The following is a 21468-nucleotide window of genomic DNA, read 5'->3' as shown; positions in this document are numbered from 1 at the left end:
ACACGATCCGCCATCCCGAATCTCCCTGCTTCGACCATCATCACAGAATCACCAATCGGCTTCTATGCAAAGGTCTCACAAGGGGGGAAGGCAGAGCAGCGCCAATCCCCTAGATAAATTGCACCTGGACGATCTCGTAGCCCCTGGCGCCACCAGGTGCGTTGACCTCGATGGCGTCGCCGACTTCCTTGCCGATCAGGGCGCGCGCGATCGGCGAGGAGATCGAGATGCGGCCGGACTTCACGTCGGCTTCCTGGTCGCCGACGATCTGGTAGGTCTTTTTCTCCTCGGTATCCTCGTCGACCAGCACCACGGTGGCGCCGAACTTGACCTTGTCGCCGCTGAGCTTGGTGACGTCGATCACCTCGGCCCGCGCGATCAGGTCCTCGAGTTCGTTGACCCGGCCCTCATTGAGGCTCTGTGCCTCTTTTGCCGCGTGATATTCCGCATTTTCGGATAGGTCGCCATGCGAGCGCGCTTCGGAAATCGCCTCGATGATACGCGGCCGCTCCTGTTGCTGGCGCCAGCGCAGTTCTTCCTTCAATGACGCGAACCCCTCGCCTGTCATCGGGACCTTGTTCATAATGCCTGACCTTTCCTGCCGCCGCCCCCGCAATCGGGAGCGACCTTGTCGATGGTACAAAAAGAAAACGGTCCGGCAGCCTCGGGCTAACGGAACCGTCTCACCACAATTTCGCAAGATATAGCAATCTTCGCGGGTTTTTCACGTCCAAAAAGTCGGATTTTGAAAAATCATCCACCGATTGCGCGGCTGACCCCACGTCAAGCGGGGGTTTCCAAGATCGTATCGTGTACCGTGATGCCAAATCTCGGTTGTGGCCAACATGTGCAGCACAGCAAAAAACCGGCTGCGATCGCTCACAGCCGGTTATGAGGAGCGTTCCGGAGGATCAGCTCCTCATGAAATGATCGATCTGCTCCGACAGCATGCCGTATTCGCGAGACCCCTTGCCCGTGCGCTTCTCGATCTCGCGGAGCTGTTCCTGGGCGCCGGCAAGATCGCCGATCTGCAGGTGCGCCTCGCCGAGATATTCGCGCACCAGCGTGTAATTCGGGTCGATGCGCAGCGCTTCCTCGTAATAGCCGAGGCCGACGGTGACGCGGCCGGAATGGCGGTGCGAATAGCCGAGATAGTTGAGGATGCGCGGATCCTGCTTGTTGGCGGCGAGGCTGAGCACGGCGATCGCCTCGTCGTAGCGTCCATCCATCGCCAGCGCGCGACCGGCATCGTAGATGCTGTCGTCGTCCAGCATGCCTTGCTTCGGCGAGACGCATTTCTTCTGTTTCTTGTCCCACGCCTCCCCCTTCTTGCACTGGGACTGGCCGCCGCCGCCATTGCCGCCACCGCCGCCACCACCTCCTCCGCCCTCTCCAGCCGAAAACGCCGGAGCCGCAATCAGCGGCAGGGCGGCGATGGCCATGGCGTAAATCAGCAATCGTCTGCGCATCGAATTCTCCTTTGAACTGACAATGCAACACTAACGCCGGGCCAACGTCGTTTCGTCCCGGAAAATGTCATCCTATCTCAAAACCGCGATCTCTCCCAGCAAGGCCATCTTATCCCGGGAAGAGAGGGCATCGGAAATCATGCTTCACGATCAACGCCGCCGCGCAAGATAATGTGACGAGCGCTGCAAATCCGCTATCATCGGGCCGACCGAGCACGAAGCAGGGAGACGGCCGGTGCAGCAACGCGTTGAACGAGACTGGGAGCTTTCGATCGGTCCCGACACCGTGCGCCTGTTCATCCTGAAGGCGAAGGCGCTCAGCGCCGCCGTCAACGAAGACTATGCCGACGGCGCCGAGCACGAGGTAGAGCTCGACGGCAACGCGCACGACAACCACCATCATGACGGCCTTGCCGAGGAAAGCTCCGAAGATCTCACCGAAGAAGAACTGCGCGAGCTGATCGACGATCTCAATGTCGACGAAGCGGCCGAACTGATTGCGTTGGCCTGGGTCGGCCGCGGCGACTATGACGCGACGGAATGGACGGACGCGCTGTCCGCCGCCCGCGAGCGCGCCAACAAGCGCACGGCAAAATATCTGCTCGGCATGCCGCTGCTGGCGGACTGGCTCGAGGAAGGCTTGGAAGCGATCGGCGCGTGACGGCGCGGTTACCGATTGTGATCGGCCGCCCCCCTCGCTCAAGGCAACTTCCCTGCATTCTGGCCGTTGCGACGTAATGGCGGCGTTTGGCTTTTTCAGATTGGGCAGATTGCTGCTGGCCGTTGCGGCTACGCCGCTGGCGGGACCCGTTTTAGGCAAGGCACCCGACCTACCGCAAACTGCACCAGTTCCGCAGCTCAACCAGCAAGTCACTCCGCCGCCACCAACCGAGATCCCGGTCCCCGAACCGCGCCCGGAGGATGCTCCGGAGCCGCCGGCGATTGCACCGCAGCCGCCCGAAAAGCCGGCACGGGCTGAGCCGCCGGCAGGCCCACCAGGCGCGCCACCAAACCCGGCCGAGGCAGACGAGAAGGCGGAGCAAAAAATCCTTCCTGATCCTCGATCGGCCGCCATTGCCGGGAGAGAAATGCCGGCCGAGGAATTGGCCTGCCGCAGGCGGCTGAAGTCGATGGGCGTCGATTTCGAGGAGCGCAAGCCAGAGCATGATACGTCAGTCGGTTGCTCGATCCCCTACCCGATCGCGCTAAAGACGCTCGGCAAATCCATCGCCATCGGCCCGGAGCCCGAGCTGAATTGCCAGATGGCGGAAGCGGCCGCCCGCTTTGCTGCGTCCGTCATCCAGCCTGCCGCAAAGGCCGAGTTCGGCGCGGATATTAAATCGATCGGCCAGGCCTCGGCCTTCGTCTGCCGGTCGCGCAATGGCGGCGGCAAATTGTCGGAGCACGCCTTCGGCAACGCGCTCGATATCGCCAGCTTCAAGCTTTCGGACGGGAAGGAGATCGATGTCGGCCCGGTGCCGCCGGAAAAGGACGCGAAATTCCTGAACGCAGTGCGCAAGGCAGCCTGCGGACCGTTCAAGACCGTGCTTGGCCCCGGCAGCGACGCCGATCATTCGCAGCATCTCCACTTCGACCTCGAACCGCGCCGCAACGGTGGTACGTTTTGCCAGTGACCTTAGCCTATGGGGGCGCCGCAATTTGGCCGCAGGCGTGAACGGCGCCGCTGATTTTTCCTTTACTCTTCAGGTTTAGAGTCTGTGCCATCTGGGGACAGGAACCCTTCCGATGGCCGGGCTATTTCGCGCTGCGCTTGCCGCTGTGCGGCACACAGAATGCGCGCGCATAGCCGGCAGGCTTGCCGCCCTGCTTGCCATTGCGGCGGTCTCGGCCTGCAATACCGGCAGCGTGCTGTCGCTGCAGCCGGCCGTCGATGTCGGCAGCCAGACCGCTGCCGTCCCGCCCAATTCCGACCCGCAATATTCCGGCGCGCAAGATTCCGGGCCGCAATATTCGGGTATGCAGCGCCTCGTCCCGTCCAATCCCTTTATGACCGCCGCCTATCCGCGCCTGGACAACCCGATGTCGCCGGCCGAACAGATGCCGGCCACCGAGATCGATTGCCGAAAGGAGCTGAAACGCCTCGGTGTCGTCTACACCGACGTGGCGCCGATCCATGAAGGCCAGTGCGGCATCGACTATCCGGTCAAGGTCTCGGCCATCGGCAGCGTCGAGATGAAGCCGGCCGCGACGCTGACCTGCGACATGGCCGCCACCTTTGCCGGCTGGACCAGGAACGAACTCGTGCCGTCGGCCCGCTGGCGCTATTTCTCAGGCGTCAAGACCATCCACCAGGGCTCGAGCTATTCCTGCCGCAGGATTGCCGGCGAAGGTGTTTTGTCGGAACACGGCAAGGGCAATGCGCTCGACGTGATGAGCATCGAGCTCAACAATGGCGACGACATCGACGTCCGCAAGCCCGGCCTGTTCGCCTTCCGCACGCGGGGCTTCCTCAACAATGTGCGCGCCGACGGCTGCCAGTATTTCACCACCGTGCTCGGCCCCGGCTACAATTACGATCACCGCAACCATTTCCATTTCGACATCAAGAACCGCAAGAACGGCTATCGCGCCTGCCGCTGATTGCAGCCCCTGCCCAAGACTTGCTGCGCCGGTTAAGATGATGCGCAGACGCTTGGGTGGTGCCTCTTGAGCCAACGAAGCCTTCGACGACGTGCAACGACCTGGTTGGTGGCATGCTGTGCCGCCTACCTTTCGCTCGCCTATTTCGCCGCGCCTGAGTTCTGGACGTTGCGGGACCGCAATTTTCGCAATCAGCAATTCGAGATGGTGACGCACACGCCGCAAGGCATTCCGGGCGATCCGATCAATGTCGGCCTGGTCGGCACGAAGAAGGAGCTTGTCCATGCTTTTGCCGTCGCCGGCTGGGATACGGCAGACGCGATCACGCTGAAGACGGCGATCGAGATCGGCGAAAGCGTGCTGTTTAACCGCCCCTATCCCGACGCGCCGGTCAGCCGGCTGCTGTTCGAAGGCCGCGCCCAGGACCTAGCCTTCGAAAAGCCGGTCGGCGACAGCGCCGATCGGCGCCACCACGTCCGCTTCTGGCAGACCGATGCGACCGGAGACGACGGCCGGCCGCTTTGGCTTGGCTCTGCAAGCTTTGACCGCGGCGTCGGCCTCAGCCATGACACCGGCGCGATCACTCATCACATCGGCCCCGACATCGACGCCGAGCGCGACGGGCTGATGCGCGACCTCTCCGCCGCCGGCATGCTGATCTCGACCAGCGAGATACCAGGCGTCGGCGCCACGAAGACCGGGCGCAACGGCGAAGGCGATCCCTATTTCACCGACGGCAAGGCCATCGTCGGGGTCCTGCTGCAACTGCCGTAGGCGCACAATCGGCCTTCCCGTCTGACAGCCATTTCGTCCCGACGGGCTCAGGGCACGGTGATCACGATCTTGCCGAACGGTCCTGTCTCCAGACGCTCAAATGCCTGCGGCACCTCGTCGAAGCCAAACACCTTGTCGATTACCGGCTTGATGGCAAGCGTCTCGATCGCCTGGTTCATCCGTTCGAAAGCACGACGGTGACCGATCGATATGCCCTGGACGACGATCCGGTTGCGCATGAACGGCAAGATCGGAAAATTGAGCTCCATGCTGCCCAGCAAGCCGATAACCGACAGCCGGCCGTCGGCGCCCAGCGCATTGAGCGAGCGCCGCGCATTGTCGCCGCCGACCATTTCCAGCACATGCCTGACGCCGGCGCCGTTTGTCAGCTCGCGCGCGGCCTCGTCCCACGCCGGCCGGCTGCGATAGTTTATCCCTTGCCAGGCGCCGAGCGCCTTCGCCCGCTCGAGCTTCTCGTCGCTGCTCGAGGTGACGATGGTGCGCAGGCCGAAGGCGGCGGCGAACTGCAGCGCAAACAGCGACACACCGCCGGTGCCCTGGATGAGAACGGTTTCCCCCGGGATCGGCTTGGCCGCCTCGACCAGCGCGAACCACGCCGTCAGCGCCGCGATCGGCAGCGTCGATGCCTCGACGTCGCTGAGCGACGGCGGCGCCGCCACGGCGGCATCCTCATGAAAAAGCACATGCTCAAACAGCATGCCGGGCAGTGACGAACCAAGCGTATGCTTGTGCAGCACCGGCGGGGCGTCGCCGTCCGGCCAGTCGGCGATCACCTGGCCGAGCACGCGCTGCCCGATGCCGAAGCGGCTGACTTCGCTGCCGGTGGCGACTACTTCGCCTACCGCGTCCGATGTCGGCACGAACGGAAAGCTGAGGTCCGGTATCAGCACGCCATCGACGATCATCCTGTCCTTGTAATTCAGCGATACCGCTGTGACGCGTACCAGAAGATCATGCGGCCCGGGTTGGGGCAGCTTTCCATCAGCCGGCTTCAACCTGGACAGGCCGAAACCGTTCATCTGCCAGGATCTGTTTTCGGTGCTCATTTGGTTCGCGCTCCGTGGTTGATGATTGCGCGAGACATTTACGCCGTTTCACTATGGAGAAAAGTGCTTCCATGTGGCACGTTCTGCAACAGATTAAGGAGCAAAACTCTACAATAGGAGCGCTTCATTGGAATCGGCCAATTTGCAAGGCATCGTCGCATTCGTTCACGCGGTGGAGGCCGGCAGCTTCACCGGCGCTGGCGCACGGCTGCATGTCACCAAATCGGCGGTCGGCAAGTCGATCGCGCAGCTGGAACAGCGATTGGGCGTCCGCCTGCTCAACCGCACCACCCGCAGCCTCAGCCCGACCAGCGAGGGCCTGAGCTATTACGAAGCCTGCGTCAGGGCACTGGCCGAGATCGAAGCCGCCCGGTCGCTGTTGGCATCGCGCAAGCAGGTGCCTTCCGGGCGGCTGCGCGTCGACCTGCCTTTGGCCTTCGGCCGGCGGTGCGTCGCCCCGCTGCTGTTCGACATTTCCAAAAAATTCCCGGACCTGACGATGGAAATCTCGTTCAACGACCGGCGCGTCGACCTGATCGAGGAAGGCATCGACCTGGCGGTGCGTATGGGCGACCTCGACGACAGCTTGTCGATCGCCGCGCGCCGCATCTATGCCCAACGTTCGGCCATCTGCGCCGCCCCCGCCTATCTCGACGCCCATGGCAGGCCGCTATCGATCGAGGACCTGGCCAGGCACAGCCTCATCGGCTACGGCCGCGACGGCACGGTCCATCCCTGGACAGTCAGGCATGTCGACGGCCGTCTCGAAAAATTCGCGCCCAAGGCGCGGCTGGTGCTCGGCCACGGCGAACCGATGCTCGATGCGGTACTGGCCGGCTGCGGCATCGTCTATCTGCCGACATGGCTGACGGCCGACAGCATCAGGCGCGGCGAGCTCGAAATGGTTCTGTCGGACTGTCTTGTCGAAAACACCGTGGTGCATGCCATCTGGCCGGTAACACGCAATCTCGCGCCAAAGGTGCGCGTCGTCGTCGACGCCCTGATCGAGCATTTTTCCGCGCCGCCCTGGGATGCGGCATGGGTGCCGCCTGATTGCCCGGCTCGCTAAATTTAAAAAGCGCGACCGTCCTATTTTCGAAAACCGCGCGGCAATGCTATGGACCCGGCATGCTTTATGCTGAAATTGCCATCGTGGTCGTCCTCATCTGCGTGAACGGCCTTCTGTCGATGTCCGAACTCGCCATCGTCTCGTCGCGGCCGGCGCGCCTCAAGACGATGATCGACCGCAACGTCAAGGGCGCCGGCCGGGCCCTGGCGCTCGGCGCCAATCCGGGAAAATTCCTGTCCTCGGTGCAGATCGGCATCACTTTGGTCGGCGTCTTGTCCGGTGCCTTTTCCGGCGCCACGCTCGGCGAGCGGCTGGCCACCTCCCTGGCGTCGGCCGGCGTCCGCGAAAGCCTCGCCGACCCGCTCGGCGTCGGCATCGTCGTTGCCCTCATCACCTATGGCTCGCTGATCATCGGCGAACTGGTGCCCAAGCAGATCGCATTGCGCGACCCCGAACGGGTCGCCGTCAGGGTCGCCCCGGCGATGACCATCCTCGCCAGCGTCTCGGCGCCGCTGGTCTTCCTGCTCGATTTTTCCGGCCGCGCCCTCCTGTGGCTGCTTGGCCAGCGCGGCCAGAGCGAGGACAAGGTCACCGACGAGGAGATCAAGATGCTGGTCGCCGAAGCCGAGCACCACGGCACCATCGAATCCGACGAACGGCGGATGATCGCCGGCGTCATGCGGCTCGGCGACCGTGCCGTGCGCGCGGTGATGACGCCGCGCACCGAGGTCGACTGGATCAATCTGCAATCCGACGAGGCGGCCATCAGGAAGCTGCTGATGGATACCCAGCATTCGCGCCTGCCGGCCGGCGACGGCGGCGTCGACGCCATGATCGGCGTCGTCCAGACCCGCGACGTGCTGGCCGCAATGCTCGGCGGCCGCGCTCTCGACCCGCGCCGGCACGTGCGCGCCGCGCCAATCGTGCATGACCAGGCCGACGCGCTGGACGTGCTTGCGACGCTGAAGGAATCCGACGTGCCGATGGCGCTGGTGCACGACGAATACGGCCATTTCGAAGGCATCGTCACCCCGGCCGACATACTGGAAGCGATCACCGGCGTCTTCCGTTCGGATCTCGACGCCGGCGACGAGGAAAACGCCGTCAAGCGCGAGGACGGCTCATGGCTGCTCGCCGGCTACATGCAGGCCGACGAGATGGCAGAGGTCCTCGGCATCGACCTGCCTGAGAGCCGCGATTACGAAACCGTCGCCGGCTATGTGCTGTCGCATTTGCACCATCTGCCGGCGACCGGCGAATGTGTCGACGCGCAAGGCTGGCGCTTCGAGGTCGTCGACCTCGACGGCCGCCGCATCGACAAGCTCATCGCCACCCGCCTGCCCGGCCGCCACCGCGAGGTCGTGCGGTAACGATCGACGCGACTTATGGGCTATATGCTCGCGGCGACACCGCTCGCACAGTCAAAGTTGATTGGGAATACCGCCTATGGTCGACCACCTTTTCGCCGACCCATATCTCGCTGCCGTCTACGACGCCTGGCACCCGAGATCTGCGCGCGACGACTATGATTTCTACCTGCCCCGCATTCTAACAGCAGACGCGGTGCTTGATGTCGGATGTGGAACGGGCACCCTCCTTCACGAGGCACGCCTGGCCGGACATTCAGGGCGGCTCTGCGGCATCGACCCAGCACCCGGCGTGTTGAATCGCGCACGAACGCGCGCGGATATCGAATGGGTTCTCGGCGATCTCCAATCGGCCGGCTGGACAGCCGAGTTTGATCTCATTGTGATGACGGGGCACGCATTCCAGGCCCTTGTCAGCGACGAAGACCTGAGGGATTTCATGGCGGCTGTCCGACACGCCCTTGTGCCAGGCGGATGCTTCGCGTTCGAAACGCGGAACCCTTCGGTGCGGGCGTGGGAGCACTGGACACCCGAAAATGCGGTCGTCGTTGAGCTGCCTGACGGGTCGCTGGTGCAGATCACAACAGAGGTGATCATGCCGTTCGATGGACAGACGGTGACATTCACCCACAGGTTCGGCGGAAAGCATCCGAGCCTTCCGCAAGTTAGTCGCAGCACCTTGCGATTCCTCGAGACGGACGCCTTATCGAGCCTGCTGGGGAACGCGGGGCTACGAATCGAACAGCAATTCGGCGGCTTTGACGGCAGCCCACTTGGCCCTTCGAGCCCAGAGATCATCACGTTCGCGACGAGATGAAAAGGAGCATCCGCTCTCCAGCCCTGCAAGCAACGACAACTCGCGGAGCCACTGCGGACGTGGAGCCGTATTTCGCGGGGACTGCCGCCGACCGTAGGTCAGAGCCAAGCTTGGCAATCGCAGGGCTCAGCGATCAATCGATTGCCTCGATGCCTTGTGCCTTCAGCCGTTCGAGATGGTCCTTCATCTCTTTCAGCCGCTCGGGGGAGTGGCCCTGCCACTCGGTGACCTCGCCCGTGATCCTGAGCGGCTCGCGGCAGCGATAGGACTGCGTCGGATTGCCGGGAAATTTCTTGTCCGTAAGATTAGGGTCGTCCATGACCGGGCCGGTTGGTTCCACGATGTAGATCCTTTCGCGTCCGTCACCGGCGGCCAGTTCTGCACCCCAGATAGCCGCATCCAGAGTGCCGGTTAGATAGACCCAGGCTGCCTGCTTTCGCGCCCCGTAATTGGAGTTGTAACCGGCTTCGATCAGGTCTCCCGGTTTAAGGTCGGCCCGGGTGCCGTGGTAGAATTGGCGCGGCTGGTCGGAGGCTATCATCGGCTCGCTACTCATCCTCGTTGTCTCAGGCATCATGGTGTCGTGGCGCGCGCTATTTCATGCACGTCATCAAATCAAGCCTCCGGCCGCGCGGTTATCGGACGTCCGCGCTCAGCGCTCCCGACACCCATTCCGGTCATACCGCCCGATGCGCGCTAGCGGTCGGCTGCCGGCGCGGTTATTATCGGCGCCTGCACCGTCGCTAAGGTGGAAAATGGATCTGCAAGCCTTCAGGGAATCGATTGCGAAACCACAGCCGCCAGCCGGCTTGAGCCCTGCCCTGCAGGCGCTGTGGTGGGATGCAAAGGGCGATTGGGCTAAGGCGCACGAGTGCGCGCAGCAGCGCGACGATACGGCGGGCATGCACGTGCATGCCTATCTCCACCGCAAGGAAGGCGACCAGTCGAATGCGGAATATTGGTATCGCCGCAGCAACGCGGCGCCGTCGACCTTAACGCTTGACGAGGAATGGCAAGAGTTGGCACGTACACTTTTGCAGCAAAGCTGACGCTTGCTCAGTCATCATAAAATAGCTGGTCCTGCATCCACTCTCCGGGGTTTCAGCTGGCGCCCTGTGGCTTGTCCCTGCCGTTCCATTCCGCATTGCGCGCCCGCGCCTCTTCGGCGATCAGCTTGAACTCCCGCATCTTCGCAGCTTCGATGGCGAATGCGCGGCTTGGCAGGACGCCAGGGTCCTCCTGACTGTTCTGAAACTGAAAACGGGCCTCCAGTTCGGCCCATATTCGCTCGGGTGCCGTATCCTTGCTGGCAAGCAGCGCAACGACCAGCGCCAGAGTCTCGCGCTGGGCGTTCAGCCGCCCTTCGATCTCTTCATTCGGCAATTCGGACATGCGGGTCGCTTCCAGTTTCTGGCTCAACGGCAAAATCGCACCCTTGTTCCGGAACTCGGGGCTGGCGCGGTCCGGCTGGGCAGCAGATGCTCGCAATCGCAATCGAGATGATCTCTCCTCCTCGATCCTGTTGACTCGGGCCGATGGCACTTCTCGCGCCGCTTGCGTCCAGCCTCTTCGAATGCAGCATGCGGACAAATCTTGAGAGCCTGAAGCGAATTCTGCCCCGCAACGATCAAAGCCTGTCATCGAGAACGACCATAGGCTGCTGCGAGCACCGGAACAGCTGAGAAGCCTTGGCGTTGTTGGCATCTGGGATCTCGAGCGGACGCTATGAAACCTTCTGATTTTTAAGCCGTTATCGCCGGATGCCCGAGGCTAAATTTAAGCTGAAATCGGTTGACGGCGCCCAATCGCGCTATGCCGAGAAGCCGCGCCACGAGAAACAATCGACTGTCGAAGTCGCGTCCGAGGTCGTCGGCGAGCCCGCGCCGCCGCCGGATGTCACCGAACCCGGTCCGGAGCTGACACCTGAAGAGGCCGAGCGGGCGCGCAAGAGATACCTGCTTAAGCGCTTCTGGATCAGCGCGCGCGGTTACTGGGGCGGCAGTGGCGACAGGGTGGCTTGGCCGTTGACGATCGGGCTGTTGGTTCTGATCGTCACCAATGTCGGCTTCCAGTATGGGATCAATGTCTGGAATCGCGCAATTTTCGACGCCATTGAGCAACGCAATGCCCATACCGTATATTGGCTGAGCGCCGTTTTCGTGCCACTCGTGCTCGGAAGCGCCAGCCTTGTGGTGGCGCAAGTCTTCTTTCGCATGAGGATACAGCGCCGCTGGCGTTCCTGGCTCACCACTGCGGTCATCGCGCGCTGGCTCGCAAGCGGCCGCTACTATCAGCTGAACCTCGTCGGCGGCGATCATAGCAACCCCGAAGCCCGCATCGCCGAGGATTTGCGGATTGCCACCGAATCGCCCGTCGATTTCATCGCCGGTGTCATCGTCGCATTTCTGTCGGCCTCGACCTTCATCGTGGTGCTCTGGACGATCGGCGGCGCCCTGACCCTGACGATTGCAGGTTCGACCGTCACCGTTCCCGGCTTCCTGGTCATCACCGCAGTGCTCTATTCCGCGATCACGTCCACTTCGATGGCGGTCATTGGCCGCCATTTCGTCCACCTCTCCGAGGGAAAAAATCAGGCGGAAGCCGAGTTCCGCTACACGCTGACGCGCGTGCGGGAAAACGGCGAGAGCATCGCATTGCTCGGCGGCGAGGAGGAGGAGCGCAGCGGCATGGACAAGACATTTGCCCATGTGCTCAGGCAATGGGCGCTCCTTGCAGGCCAGCACATGCGCACGGCGCTGGTGTCTCAGGGGTCGAGCCTGTTTGCGCCTGTCGTGCCGGTCTTGCTTTGCGCTCCAAAGTTCCTCGAAGGCAGCATGACACTTGGACAGGTCATGCAGGCTGCCTCGGCCTTTGCCATCGTGCAGGGCGCGTTCGGATGGCTGGTCGACAACTATCCCCGTCTCGCCGATTGGAACGCCTGTGCACGGCGCATCGCCTCGCTGATGATGTCGCTCGACGGGCTCGAGCGGGCGGAACAGAGCAACACGCTGGGACGCATAAAGCGCGGCGAGACCGGCGGCAATGCGATGCTCAGCCTGAACAATCTCTCCGTGTCGCTCGACGACGGCACCGCCGTGGTCAAGGAAACCGAGGTCGTGATCGAACCAGGCGAGCGGGTGCTCGTCGCCGGCGAATCCGGCTCGGGCAAGAGTACGCTGGTGCGGGCCGTCGCGGGTCTGTGGCCATGGGGTAGCGGCAGCGTCAACATCCGCGCCGACAGACGGTTGTTCATGTTGCCGCAACGGCCCTACATCCCGACCGGGACGCTTCGCCGCGCTGTCGCCTATCCAGGCGCCGCCGACAACTGGACGCTGGATAAGATCAAGGCTGCCCTCGACAAGGTGGGACTCGACTACCTCAACGACCGGATCGAGGAGGACGCGCCATGGGACCAGACCTTGTCGGGTGGCGAAAAGCAGCGCCTCGCCTTCGCGCGTCTTCTGCTGCACCGCCCCGATATCATCGTGCTGGACGAGGCAACGTCGGCACTCGATGAGAAGAGCCAGGACAAGATGATGGAGATGATTATTCGCGAATTGCCGAAGGTCACCATCATAAGCGTAGCGCACCGCGCCGAGCTGGAGGCGTTCCACAGCCGCAAGATCACATTGGAGCGGCACAAGGGCGGCGCAAAACTTGTCAGCGATATCGAACTCGTCCCGCGCAAGGACAGACGGAACTTGCTCATGCGCCTTCTGAGGCAACGGCGCGCCAACGGAAAGCCAGCGCGACCTTGAGCAAAGCGGCGCTGCCCTACGCAAAGAGTGAGGCCGCCGGTCGGACTAGGCGGACCATCGCCGGTTCGAGTCACTGCCCGCATCTGGTCCTGAAAGCACCAGCCGTGGTACCTTGATTCCGGGCAGCTGCTGCTGTCGGAACGTCGATGGCACGAGCGCATTTCCATGTCCGGTGCAACGCCGAGGCCAGCTGTAAAAACCCGGGTTGATTTCAAAAGCCCAGATTGATTTCGAAAGCAAAGGGACCAGCAATGACAATCGCCAAGAACACGATCTGCCTTTGGTACGACAAGGACGCCGAGGCTGCGGCCCGCTTCTATTCCGAGATTTTTCCCGACAGTTCGGTGAAATCCGTCCACCGCGCTCCCAGCGACTACCCGTCCGGCAAGGCAGGCGACGTGCTGACGGTCGAGTTCACGGTCGCCGGCATCCCCTGTCTCGGCCTCAATGGCGGGCCCGCGTTTAAACACAACGAAGCCTTCTCCTTCCAGATCGCCACCGACGATCAGCAGGAGACCGACCGCTATTGGAACGCCATCGTCGGCAATGGCGGCCAGGAAAGTGCCTGCGGCTGGTGCAAGGACAAATGGGGCATCTCCTGGCAAATCACGCCGCGCGTGCTGACCGAAGCGATGGCCGCCGGCGGCGATGAAGCAAAGCGCGCATTCGAGGCGATGATGGAGATGAAGAAAATCGACGTTGCAGCGATCGAGGCGGCGCGGCGCGGCTGACAGTTCGGGGGTGGCCCGACGCGAAAAGATCAGGGCAGAGCGGCCGGAAATGCTGCCGGCCCATCATCTCCAGGCAGGCGTGCGATGGTGCTGAACTGCGCTGCGTTTTACGACGCCGAACTGCGACGGCACAACGAGGTCTTCAGGGCTGCGGTCAAGGTGGGAACGCGCGATCGCGTGCTCGATATCGGATGCGGTTCGGGACAATCCTCTCGTGATGCTGCCCGTGTCGCGGTGGAAGGCAGCGTGCTCGGCGTGGACGTATCGGCCGAGATGCTCGAGATCGCCCGGAAGTGTAGCGCGAAAGAGGGATTGCGAAACGTCGCCTTTGAGCGCGGCGATGCGCAATTGCTGGTATTTCCGCCTGCCGGCTTCGATCTGTGCATTAGTCGATTTGGAGTGATGTTCTTTGCCGATCCGGCGGCGGCGTTCGCCAATATCGCCCGGGCGATGCGACCAGGGGCACGTCTTGTGTGGATGGTATGGCAATGCCAGGACCGTAACGAGTGGGCAACTGCCATTCAGCGGGCAATTGCGCCGGCGACCGCCATATCGGGGGGCGCCGCCACCCCGTTTTCGCTTGGCGACCCCGCCATCACCGCGGAGATCTTGCGTGCATCCGGTTTTGTTTCGGTCGACTATGCCGAAGTGCATGAGCCGGTCTTCTACGGCCAGGACGTCGATGCGGCCTATGACGCTTTGCTTGGCCTGCAACTGGTCAAGGATCCGCTCGCCCGCGCAGATGTGGATGTCGACGCGGCGCTGCGGCGGTTGCGCGATCTGCTCGACGCGCATTTGACCGCGGACGGTGTGCTTTTCGACTCGCGTGCCTGGATCGTCACCGCGTTTCGGGCGAGCCGATGGTGACTGCGCGATGTAGACGATCCTGTTCTCTCGGCCTTCCCGTCAGTCAATTTACGGCGCGACTTCTGAGAGCAGCCAATCCCGAAAAGCCTTGACTTTGCGCTGACGGAGCGCCTCTGGCGGGTAGACGAAATAGAAGCTGGAGGGGGATTTCAGGGCGTGGCCGAAGGGGCGGACGAGTCGCCCGGCGGCAAGGTCGGCCGCAACGAGCATGGTCCGGCCGAGCACCACCCCCTCGCCTTGTGCGGCCGACTCCATGGCAAAGGTGGCAGAGTCAAAGGTAATCCCGCTCTGCGGGTCCACGCCCTCGACCCCGGCGCTTGCTAGCCAGGTCGCCCAGTCGATCGGAAAGCTGTCACGGATCAGCGTGTGGTGTTTGAGGTCCTGAGGCGTGCGGAGCGGATGTGCACCCTCAAGAAGCTTTGGGCTGCACACTGGAAACACCTCCTCGCCGGTGAGGAACTCCGACGTGAGCCCCGGATAGTTTCCGTTGCCATAACGGACGGCGACATCGATGCCGTCGCCGAGGAAGTTGGTCAGCTTCCCGCTCGTCGAAACCCGCACATCGATGTCGCCATGCGCACGGTGAAAGCGGTAGAGGCGCGGCACCAGCCATCTCCCCGCGAAGCCATCGGAGGTGCTGACGTTCAATGTCGAGCTCGAATAGCGGGCTGTTGCTGCAGCGGTGGCGGTGGCCAACTGGGCGAGCGCCTCGCGCACCGCCCGCGCATAGGGCTCGCCGACGGCTGTCAGGCTCACCGAACGCGTACCGCGCTCGAACAGCTGCACACCGAGCTGATCCTCAAGATTCTTGATCGCCCGGCTGATCGCACCGTGGGTGACATGAAGTTCCTCTGCCGCCTTGGAGAAACTCAACAGGCGCGCCGCGGCCTCGAAACTCGGCAAGGTGGTGAGGGGAGGCAGCTTCCGGTGCATGGATCGATACCTATGTGTGAGCATCGCTCACATATTGTCGCCGATAAGTCGTTTGTCGTCCAGGCCAGAAGCCGGCATGTTTGCTCGCGTAATCAGTCGTTCACCGCCACTGCAAAAGGCGAGTTTGATGTGACTGATACTCTCGCTGACGAAAGTCGGGGGGCAACTGCTGAAACCAAAACTGCCGCCACTGTGGGAGAGCACCATGAACGCCAAACGAGTTGAACCCATCTTCGACGTCCTGAGCGGCATGGCCGGCCGCATCCTCGCCTCGAGCAGCCGGCGCCGGACCGGGCGGCAGATTGCACGCTTCTCGACCCGCCGGCTCGAAGACCTCGGGTTTGCCCGCGACTGGGACGGTTCGGTCTATCGGCCGTCGGACCACTGCTAGCCTGAACGAAAGCAACAGCGGACAGGCTCTTCGCAATAGATCGCTGTCGCAAGGAATTAACGGAGAACGGACATGGCCACCATCCACCCATTCCTCTGGTTCAACACCGATGCGGAGCAAGCCCGCGATTTCTATCTCTCGGTCTTCAAGAACAGCAAAGCGCTCCAGACCATCGAATACACCGACCGGGTGTCCGGAACCAACAAGACGGTCCCGCATGCCACCTTCGATTTCGAGCTCGAAGGACTGCACCTTACTGCGCTCAATGCCGGGCCGCAGCCGCCCTTCAACGAGCGGCTCTCGCTCTACATCGAGACCAAAGACCAGGCCGAGACCGACTACTACTATGAGGCGCTCACCGCCGGCGGCGGCAGGGCACAACCCTGCGGCTGGCTCACCGACAGATACGGCGTCTACTGGCAGGTCATCCCGGCAATCCTGCCGCGGCTCAGTGCCGATCCGGATCGCGAAAAGGCCAACCGCGTCCGGCAGGCGATGTATGGGATGCGCAAGATCATCATCGCCGAGCTCGAAGCCGCCTACGCCGGCAAGGCCTGACTCTCCCACCGCAATCGCAACGAACGGAGAACCCTCATGACATCGCTCGTGGACAGAAAAGTCATCGTCGTCGGCGGTAGTTCCGGCATCGGTCTCGGCGTCGCGGAAGCTGCTCTCAACGGTGGAGCGAAGGTCGTGATCGTCGGACGCTCGCCCGAGAAACTGCTGGCTGCCGAACGGACGCTCAATGCTGGCCGCGTGACCAGCGTGGTCGCCGACATGACCGACGAAGCGGACGTCGCTCGCCTGTTCGACGAGGTCGGTCCCTTCGATCACCTCGTATCGACCGCCGGAACACTGCCGCCCGGCGATCCCATCGGCAGTACCGACATGAAGGCTGTGCGAGGCTTCGTCGATAACAAGCTGATTGGCGCCGTCTTGCTCTCCAAGCACGCTGTGCGCACCCTGAAAGCCGGCGGCTCGATGACCTTCACCTCGGGAATAAATAAGGATCGGCCGCCGGTGCCGGGAGGCTCGGTCGTCTCCGCGATTGCCGGTTCATTCAGCTACTTCGCCCGCGCCCTGGCGCTCGAACTGGCCCCGACGCGCGTCAATGTCGTGTCGCCCGGATGGGTCGACACACCGATGTGGGACATTGTTGGAGAAGCCAAATCCAGCTTCTTTGCCGACATGGCTGCCCGGTTGCCATCGAGAAAAATTCCGACCGCTGCGGACGTCGCCGCCGCCTACCTCTATCTCATGGAAAGCGACTTCACCACCGGCGAGACGATCCGCATCGATGGCGGCCATAACCTGATCTAGCCGCCATTTGCACGCCGCCTGAATGGGTTGAGCCGGCATGACCGCTAGTCCGGTGCACTGCTGCCGAAGGCGACGAACGCCGGCGGGGGTCATGCCGGCGTCGCTCAATCGGGGTTTACATCGGCAGCCAGGTCCCTAGTTTTAGCGTTTCGCGCCGCGCACCTAAGTGCGTGGATGATCGAGGACGGGACCGTGAGCTTTGGCCGGCCCCTCGAAACTTTCAAAGGATGGCTATCATGACACAGGCCAAGAATGGCGACACCGTGCGCATCAATTACAACGGCCGCCTGCCTGACGGCACTCAGTTCGATTCTTCCGGCAACGAACCGCTGCAATTCACGTTGGGTGAAGGACAAGTGATCGCCGGTCTCGAAACCCATGTCGAGGGTATGGAGGTGGGCGCGAAAAGCACCGTCACCATTCCCGCCGACGCCGCCTATGGCCCCCACCGCCCCGAAGCGGTCATGACCGTCGACCGCGCCCGCGTACCAGACAACATCAATGTCGATATCGGCGCTCGACTGCAGGTCAGAACCCCGGAAGGGCGCCCGATGCCGGTAACAGTCGTCGGCGTGGACGACACCAGCGTCAAGCTCGACGGCAATCATCCGTTGGCCGGGCGCGATCTCGTGTTCGACGTTGAACTGGTCGAGATCGTTCAGGCGGCGTAGGGCACGGCAAAGCGCGTGACGGCCATGATTTTCGGGTGACGCATTTCGACCGGCGGTTCCGGCGGTGCGTCACCTGTTTGGAGGCAAAGACCGCGACGGCGGAAATCGTGTAGCGTGCAGCAACCCATAGAGACATTCGGCATCTGGAATGTCCAATTCAGCGTCGCGGTCTCGAGGACCTGTGGAAGGGTAGTGTCTCAGTTTGAAATTAAGACGACGGTCCATCGTAGTCAGGCGGTGGCGGCGTGCCTGGCCACCGAAGCACGACTTCCTCGCAGGAGTCTTGCATGCGCATGACGCGGACGGCGTTGCCGATCACATCGGCGGGGCGCTTCTGGCCTTTAGGTCCGGTGGGCAATTGCTGCCTCCTGAATTGGCCAGCGCTTATACGCGACGACCCAGAGAATGATTATCATTCCCAACGGGACCACAGAGAGAAGCACCCACGCCCGAGACATTCTTAGTCGCCCAAACAGCACCCACGCGGGGATTGCTGTGAGGACTGTCAACAAGGCGAATGGTAGCAACTGAATCGGATCTGACATTGGGTGCCTTCCATGCTTTCCGCTGAGCACATAGGCGGTTTCGCCTAGGCGAGCAAACCGGGATAGGCGCTTTCGCATATTTCAAATTTCAAACTGAGACACTACCTTTGGAAGACCTCGCTTGACAGCCGACTTCTCGTGACAGCAAAGTCTCGTGATGCGGGCGATTGGTTGGAATAGAATTGCGCGTGCCGGGGCAATCGTGCTGATGATTGGCACAAATGTTCCTGCGCCTGCACGTTCCGACTCGCTCCTTCTCACAAGCCCGTCCCAGCCAGCCAATGTCGGCGATGCGATGCTGGCGGCTGCCAATTATCATGATTCCGGCGACTATGACCGCGACCTTGCCGCTGTGGCGAAGCAGGCAGGCGACTGGGTCATCAAGCGCGCAATGGAGGTGCCTCGCCCCGCACTGGTGCTCGATATCGACGAGACGGCTTTGGCCAACTGGGAAGTGATCACACGTGACAATTTCGGCCGCCCGATCGGCGGCGCCTGCGACATCGCAATCGATGGTCCTTGTGGCTGGGCCGCCTGGGATCAGCTTGCGAAGGATCCGGCCATCGACGCCGTGCTGGAGGTTTTCCGGCAGGCGCGAACGGCGAAAGTCGCGGTGTTCTTCATCACCGGACGTCCGGAGGACCAGCGTCAGGCAACCGAACAGAACCTGCAGTCGGCCGGCTATGCCGGCTACGAGCACCTTTACATGGTCCAGCCTGGGGCCAAATACGGCTCCGCCGCAGATTTCAAGGCACCCATAAGGGCCGAAATCGAAAAGGCCGGCTACACGATAATTGCCAATGTCGGTGACCAGCCATCCGACCTGTTCGGGGGGCATGCGGAGAAGCTGTTCCTGCTGCCAAATCCGTTCTACCGGGTTCGCTGACGGCCTGTACGGCACAACCCCGGATCCTTGCGGAGCACCTACTAAGGTATCAAGACGACCTTGCCGGTCGCGCTGCGCTCCTCCAGCAGGCGATGCGCCTGGCTGGCCTGGTCGAGCGGGAAGCGGCCACCTTTGGTCACCACAAGCTGACCACCAGCGGCCAGACCGAAAAGCTCCAAAAGGCCGTCACGGAGCCCGTCCGTAGACAGCAACGGCAGCAGGGCAAAACCCTTCAGCGACTGGTTGCGGCCGATCATCGCCTCCATCTCCGGGGCGCCGAGCGCGTATCTGCCAAGTGCTGCAAACACCAACTCTCCGCGAGGTGCCAGAGCCTCCAGCGCAACCGCCGTCAGCGGGCCGCCGACAATGTCGTAGATGATGTCGACGCCGGCGCCGTCTGTGGCTGCCCGGACGTGCACCGGCCAATCCGTGTTGCTGTAGTCGACGGCAGCATCGGCTCCCAGCGACAAAGCAAGGTCGAGCTTGGCCTTGCTGCCGGCTGCCGCGATGACACGGCTCGCGCCGGCGCGCTTGGCAAGCTGGACGAGCAACGAACCGACGCCGCCCGCGGCAGCGGCGACCTGCACCGATCTGCCGGCCGGCGGGCTTTGCCGCGATAAATACAATGCCGTCAGTCCTTGCACCATCAATGCCGTCGCGTTTTCGAACGAGAGCGAATCCGGCAAGGGCACGGCCAGGCTTGCGTCGATCGTCACATACTCGGCATAGCCGCCAAACGGGCGGCTCGAGGCGAACAACGGCGCGGCGACGCGCGTGCCGAGCAAGGAAGCGTCCACCCCCTGCCCAAGCGCCTCCACGATCCCGGCGGCCTCGACGCCAGGGATCATCGGCAGTTGCGGCGTCACCGCATAGCGATCCGCGCGCATCAGCACTTCGAAGAAATTCACCCCGGCCGCATGAACGCGGACCAAGACCTCGCCGGCTTGCGGCTCAGGCTTCGGCACCGTGACTATGTCGAGAACGTCGGGCCCGCCGAAGCGGCTCAGTTGAATGGCTCTCATCGCATGCACCGATCGCTGTTGGCATCGGCCGCTGTTTGCCACTATCTGCCTGGCTTCGACTACACACCGATTTGTCCGCTGCTGACCGGGAGGTGACCATGGCCAAGCTGATCAAGAGACTGCCGACGCTGCCGGCGGAGCGCGCGCTGAAAGTGATTTCGGGCCGCTGGAAGGCGGTCATCCTGTACCATCTCTTCGACGGGGCCCGGCGGCTGTCGGCGCTGCAGGCGCTGATGCCCGATATCAACCCAGAAAGTGCTGATCCAGCAGCTTCGCGAAATGGAAGAGCACGGCCTCGTCCGCCGCGAGATCTTTGCCGAGATACCTTCGCGCGTCGAATATTCGGCGACGCGGCTCGGCCTCAGCCTCGAGCCGATCCTGCTGGCACTTTGCCAGTGGGGCCAGCATCACGCCGACGAGCTGAATGAGATGGACCGCCTTGCCGATTGCATCATCAGACCACGGCAAGCGCAGGACGCCCATGCCGTGTGAACAAAAAGGGCGGCGCATGCGCCGCCCCAATGCTTGGGAGAATTAATCCTTGGGAGGACTGCTCGAACCTGTGCTCAGGCCGCCTTGACTTCCTCGGCGACGGCATCGGCCTGACGCGCCGTCTTCAGCACCCTGGCCCACCATGCAATGTCGTTGACCAGCGCGGTTGCCGCCTGGTTGAGGTGCTCGAACTCATCGAGCTTCTTGTCGCCTTGCTTGACCGCAAGGAAATCGGCCCAGGCGATGTGTACGGCGGACTTCACCGGCGCCATCTGCAGCTCGACCGCATGCAGCCTCAGCTGCTCGACCGCGCGCGCGCCACCGACGCTGCCATAGCCGACGAAGCCGGCCGGCTTCTTGTTCCACTCGTTGGCGGCGTAGTCGATGGCGTTCTTCAGCACGGCCGTCGGGCCATGATTGTATTCGGCGGCGGTGAAGATGAAGCCGTCGAATCCGGCGACCTTCTTTTGCCAGCGCTGCGCTACTTCGTTCTGCGACGGCACCCAGGCGGAGGATGCGACCTCATCGAAGAACGGCAGCGGGAAGTCGCGCAGGTCGACGACTTCGACGTCGATGTCGGCGTGCGACTTGGCTATCTTGGCAATCCATTGGGTCGGGACGTCGGCAAAGCGGGCCGCGCGGGTTGAACCAATGATGATGGCGATTTTGGGTTTTGACATAGAGGGGG

At 62.7% G+C, this 21468-nt stretch carries 24 protein-coding genes and 1 pseudogene; 17 read left to right on the top strand and 8 right to left on the bottom strand.

The genetic code is table 11. From position 1 onward, the window contains the following. Positions 1-109: 109 nt before the first annotated feature. Both greA and NKJ23_RS30505 read right to left on the bottom strand, forming a co-directional pair. Positions 110-583: a transcription elongation factor GreA gene (gene greA, locus NKJ23_RS30510; RefSeq protein WP_023719113.1), complete on the bottom strand. Its 474-nt coding sequence runs from the start codon at positions 581-583 to the stop codon at positions 110-112. Between the two features lie 328 nt (positions 584-911). Further along, positions 912-1469 carry a tetratricopeptide repeat protein gene (locus tag NKJ23_RS30505; RefSeq protein WP_254819249.1) on the bottom strand — a complete coding sequence of 186 codons (558 nt, stop codon included), beginning with the start codon at positions 1467-1469 and terminating at the stop codon, positions 912-914. 235 nt (positions 1470-1704) lie between these two features. Here NKJ23_RS30505 and NKJ23_RS30500 point away from each other — a divergent pair, with 235 nt between their 5' ends. The 4 genes from NKJ23_RS30500 to NKJ23_RS30485 all read left to right on the top strand — a co-directional run bounded on the left by NKJ23_RS30500 (position 1705) and on the right by NKJ23_RS30485 (position 4844). Further along, positions 1705-2130: a DUF3775 domain-containing protein gene (locus NKJ23_RS30500; protein ID WP_023678354.1), complete on the top strand. Its 426-nt coding sequence runs from the start codon at positions 1705-1707 to the stop codon at positions 2128-2130. 427 nt (positions 2131-2557) lie between these two features. Then, entirely contained in the window at positions 2558-3103 is a 546-nt protein-coding gene (locus NKJ23_RS34775) for an extensin-like domain-containing protein (protein ID WP_502902594.1), read from the top strand. Between the two features lie 112 nt (positions 3104-3215). Continuing rightward, on the top strand, positions 3216-4070 hold the full coding sequence (locus tag NKJ23_RS30490) for an extensin-like domain-containing protein (RefSeq protein WP_023678356.1): 855 nt from the start codon (positions 3216-3218) through the stop codon (positions 4068-4070). 66 nt (positions 4071-4136) lie between these two features. After that, positions 4137-4844, top strand: a complete 708-nt coding sequence (locus NKJ23_RS30485; RefSeq protein WP_352684367.1) for an LssY C-terminal domain-containing protein — start codon at positions 4137-4139, stop codon at positions 4842-4844. Between the two features lie 47 nt (positions 4845-4891). Here NKJ23_RS30485 and NKJ23_RS30480 read toward each other — a convergent pair whose 3' ends face one another. After that, a complete protein-coding gene (locus NKJ23_RS30480) occupies positions 4892-5911 on the bottom strand; it encodes a zinc-dependent alcohol dehydrogenase family protein (RefSeq protein WP_352684365.1) in 1020 nt (339 codons plus the stop codon). 127 nt (positions 5912-6038) lie between these two features. Here NKJ23_RS30480 and NKJ23_RS30475 point away from each other — a divergent pair, with 127 nt between their 5' ends. The 3 genes from NKJ23_RS30475 (at position 6039) to NKJ23_RS30465 (ending at position 9164) form a co-directional block, all read left to right on the top strand. Further along, complete coding sequence (locus tag NKJ23_RS30475) at positions 6039-6980, top strand: LysR family transcriptional regulator (protein WP_352456967.1); 942 nt, start codon at positions 6039-6041, stop codon at positions 6978-6980. Between the two features lie 59 nt (positions 6981-7039). Next, positions 7040-8350: a hemolysin family protein gene (locus tag NKJ23_RS30470; RefSeq protein ID WP_352684363.1), complete on the top strand. Its 1311-nt coding sequence runs from the start codon at positions 7040-7042 to the stop codon at positions 8348-8350. Between the two features lie 76 nt (positions 8351-8426). After that, positions 8427-9164 carry a class I SAM-dependent DNA methyltransferase gene (locus NKJ23_RS30465; protein WP_352684361.1) on the top strand — a complete coding sequence of 246 codons (738 nt, stop codon included), beginning with the start codon at positions 8427-8429 and terminating at the stop codon, positions 9162-9164. A 133-nt stretch (positions 9165-9297) separates the two neighbouring features. Here the strand turns inward: NKJ23_RS30465 and arr are convergent, their stop codons facing one another. Then, on the bottom strand, positions 9298-9705 hold the full coding sequence (gene arr / locus NKJ23_RS30460) for an NAD(+)--rifampin ADP-ribosyltransferase (protein ID WP_502902595.1): 408 nt from the start codon (positions 9703-9705) through the stop codon (positions 9298-9300). 214 nt (positions 9706-9919) lie between these two features. Here arr and NKJ23_RS30455 point away from each other — a divergent pair, with 214 nt between their 5' ends. Beyond that, positions 9920-10213 (top strand): hypothetical protein, encoded by a 294-nt coding sequence (locus tag NKJ23_RS30455; RefSeq protein ID WP_352541050.1) that lies wholly within the window; start codon positions 9920-9922, stop codon positions 10211-10213. Positions 10214-10265: 52 nt separating this feature from the next. Here NKJ23_RS30455 and NKJ23_RS30450 read toward each other — a convergent pair whose 3' ends face one another. Continuing rightward, positions 10266-10556: a hypothetical protein gene (locus NKJ23_RS30450; protein WP_352684358.1), complete on the bottom strand. Its 291-nt coding sequence runs from the start codon at positions 10554-10556 to the stop codon at positions 10266-10268. A gap of 368 nt (positions 10557-10924) precedes the next feature. Between NKJ23_RS30450 and NKJ23_RS30445 the strand changes: the two genes are divergently transcribed. The 3 genes from NKJ23_RS30445 to NKJ23_RS30435 all read left to right on the top strand — a co-directional run bounded on the left by NKJ23_RS30445 (position 10925) and on the right by NKJ23_RS30435 (position 14520). After that, positions 10925-12922, top strand: coding sequence for an ABC transporter ATP-binding protein/permease (locus tag NKJ23_RS30445; RefSeq protein WP_352684355.1), 1998 nt, complete (start codon positions 10925-10927; stop codon positions 12920-12922). A gap of 257 nt (positions 12923-13179) precedes the next feature. Further along, complete coding sequence (locus NKJ23_RS30440; protein WP_352450557.1) at positions 13180-13653, top strand: VOC family protein; 474 nt, start codon at positions 13180-13182, stop codon at positions 13651-13653. An 84-nt stretch (positions 13654-13737) separates the two neighbouring features. Continuing rightward, complete coding sequence (locus NKJ23_RS30435; protein WP_352684353.1) at positions 13738-14520, top strand: class I SAM-dependent methyltransferase; 783 nt, start codon at positions 13738-13740, stop codon at positions 14518-14520. Between the two features lie 48 nt (positions 14521-14568). Here the strand turns inward: NKJ23_RS30435 and gcvA are convergent, their stop codons facing one another. Next, on the bottom strand, positions 14569-15453 hold the full coding sequence (gcvA, locus tag NKJ23_RS30430) for a transcriptional regulator GcvA (protein WP_352684351.1): 885 nt from the start codon (positions 15451-15453) through the stop codon (positions 14569-14571). A 205-nt stretch (positions 15454-15658) separates the two neighbouring features. Between gcvA and NKJ23_RS30425 the strand changes: the two genes are divergently transcribed. From NKJ23_RS30425 to NKJ23_RS30405, 5 genes are all read left to right on the top strand, one after another. Beyond that, the gene (locus NKJ23_RS30425) at positions 15659-15844 is read left to right on the top strand and encodes a DUF1127 domain-containing protein (RefSeq protein ID WP_352684349.1); all 186 of its coding nucleotides are present in this window, start codon (positions 15659-15661) and stop codon (positions 15842-15844) included. 72 nt (positions 15845-15916) lie between these two features. Then, on the top strand, positions 15917-16402 hold the full coding sequence (locus NKJ23_RS30420) for a VOC family protein (RefSeq protein ID WP_352684348.1): 486 nt from the start codon (positions 15917-15919) through the stop codon (positions 16400-16402). A gap of 36 nt (positions 16403-16438) precedes the next feature. Further along, complete coding sequence (locus tag NKJ23_RS30415) at positions 16439-17164, top strand: SDR family oxidoreductase (RefSeq protein WP_352684346.1); 726 nt, start codon at positions 16439-16441, stop codon at positions 17162-17164. Positions 17165-17400: 236 nt separating this feature from the next. After that, entirely contained in the window at positions 17401-17835 is a 435-nt protein-coding gene (locus tag NKJ23_RS30410; protein WP_352684344.1) for an FKBP-type peptidyl-prolyl cis-trans isomerase, read from the top strand. A gap of 840 nt (positions 17836-18675) precedes the next feature. Further along, on the top strand, positions 18676-19266 hold the full coding sequence (locus tag NKJ23_RS30405) for an HAD family acid phosphatase (RefSeq protein ID WP_352684341.1): 591 nt from the start codon (positions 18676-18678) through the stop codon (positions 19264-19266). Positions 19267-19307: 41 nt separating this feature from the next. Here NKJ23_RS30405 and NKJ23_RS30400 read toward each other — a convergent pair whose 3' ends face one another. Further along, on the bottom strand, positions 19308-20288 hold the full coding sequence (locus tag NKJ23_RS30400) for a quinone oxidoreductase family protein (protein WP_352684339.1): 981 nt from the start codon (positions 20286-20288) through the stop codon (positions 19308-19310). A gap of 98 nt (positions 20289-20386) precedes the next feature. Here NKJ23_RS30400 and NKJ23_RS30395 point away from each other — a divergent pair. Then, positions 20387-20780, top strand: a pseudogene (locus tag NKJ23_RS30395) (winged helix-turn-helix transcriptional regulator). 74 nt (positions 20781-20854) lie between these two features. Here the strand turns inward: NKJ23_RS30395 and NKJ23_RS30390 are convergent. Then, positions 20855-21460, bottom strand: a complete 606-nt coding sequence (locus NKJ23_RS30390; RefSeq protein ID WP_023678377.1) for an NADPH-dependent FMN reductase — start codon at positions 21458-21460, stop codon at positions 20855-20857. Between the last annotated feature and the right edge of the window lie 8 nt (positions 21461-21468).

The sequence above is a fragment of the Mesorhizobium sp. M0184 genome (assembly GCF_040322215.1).
GTDB lineage: Bacteria > Pseudomonadota > Alphaproteobacteria > Rhizobiales > Rhizobiaceae > Mesorhizobium.
Note: the sequence above shows the minus strand (reverse complement) of the source record. Positions and strands in the feature narration are given on the sequence as shown.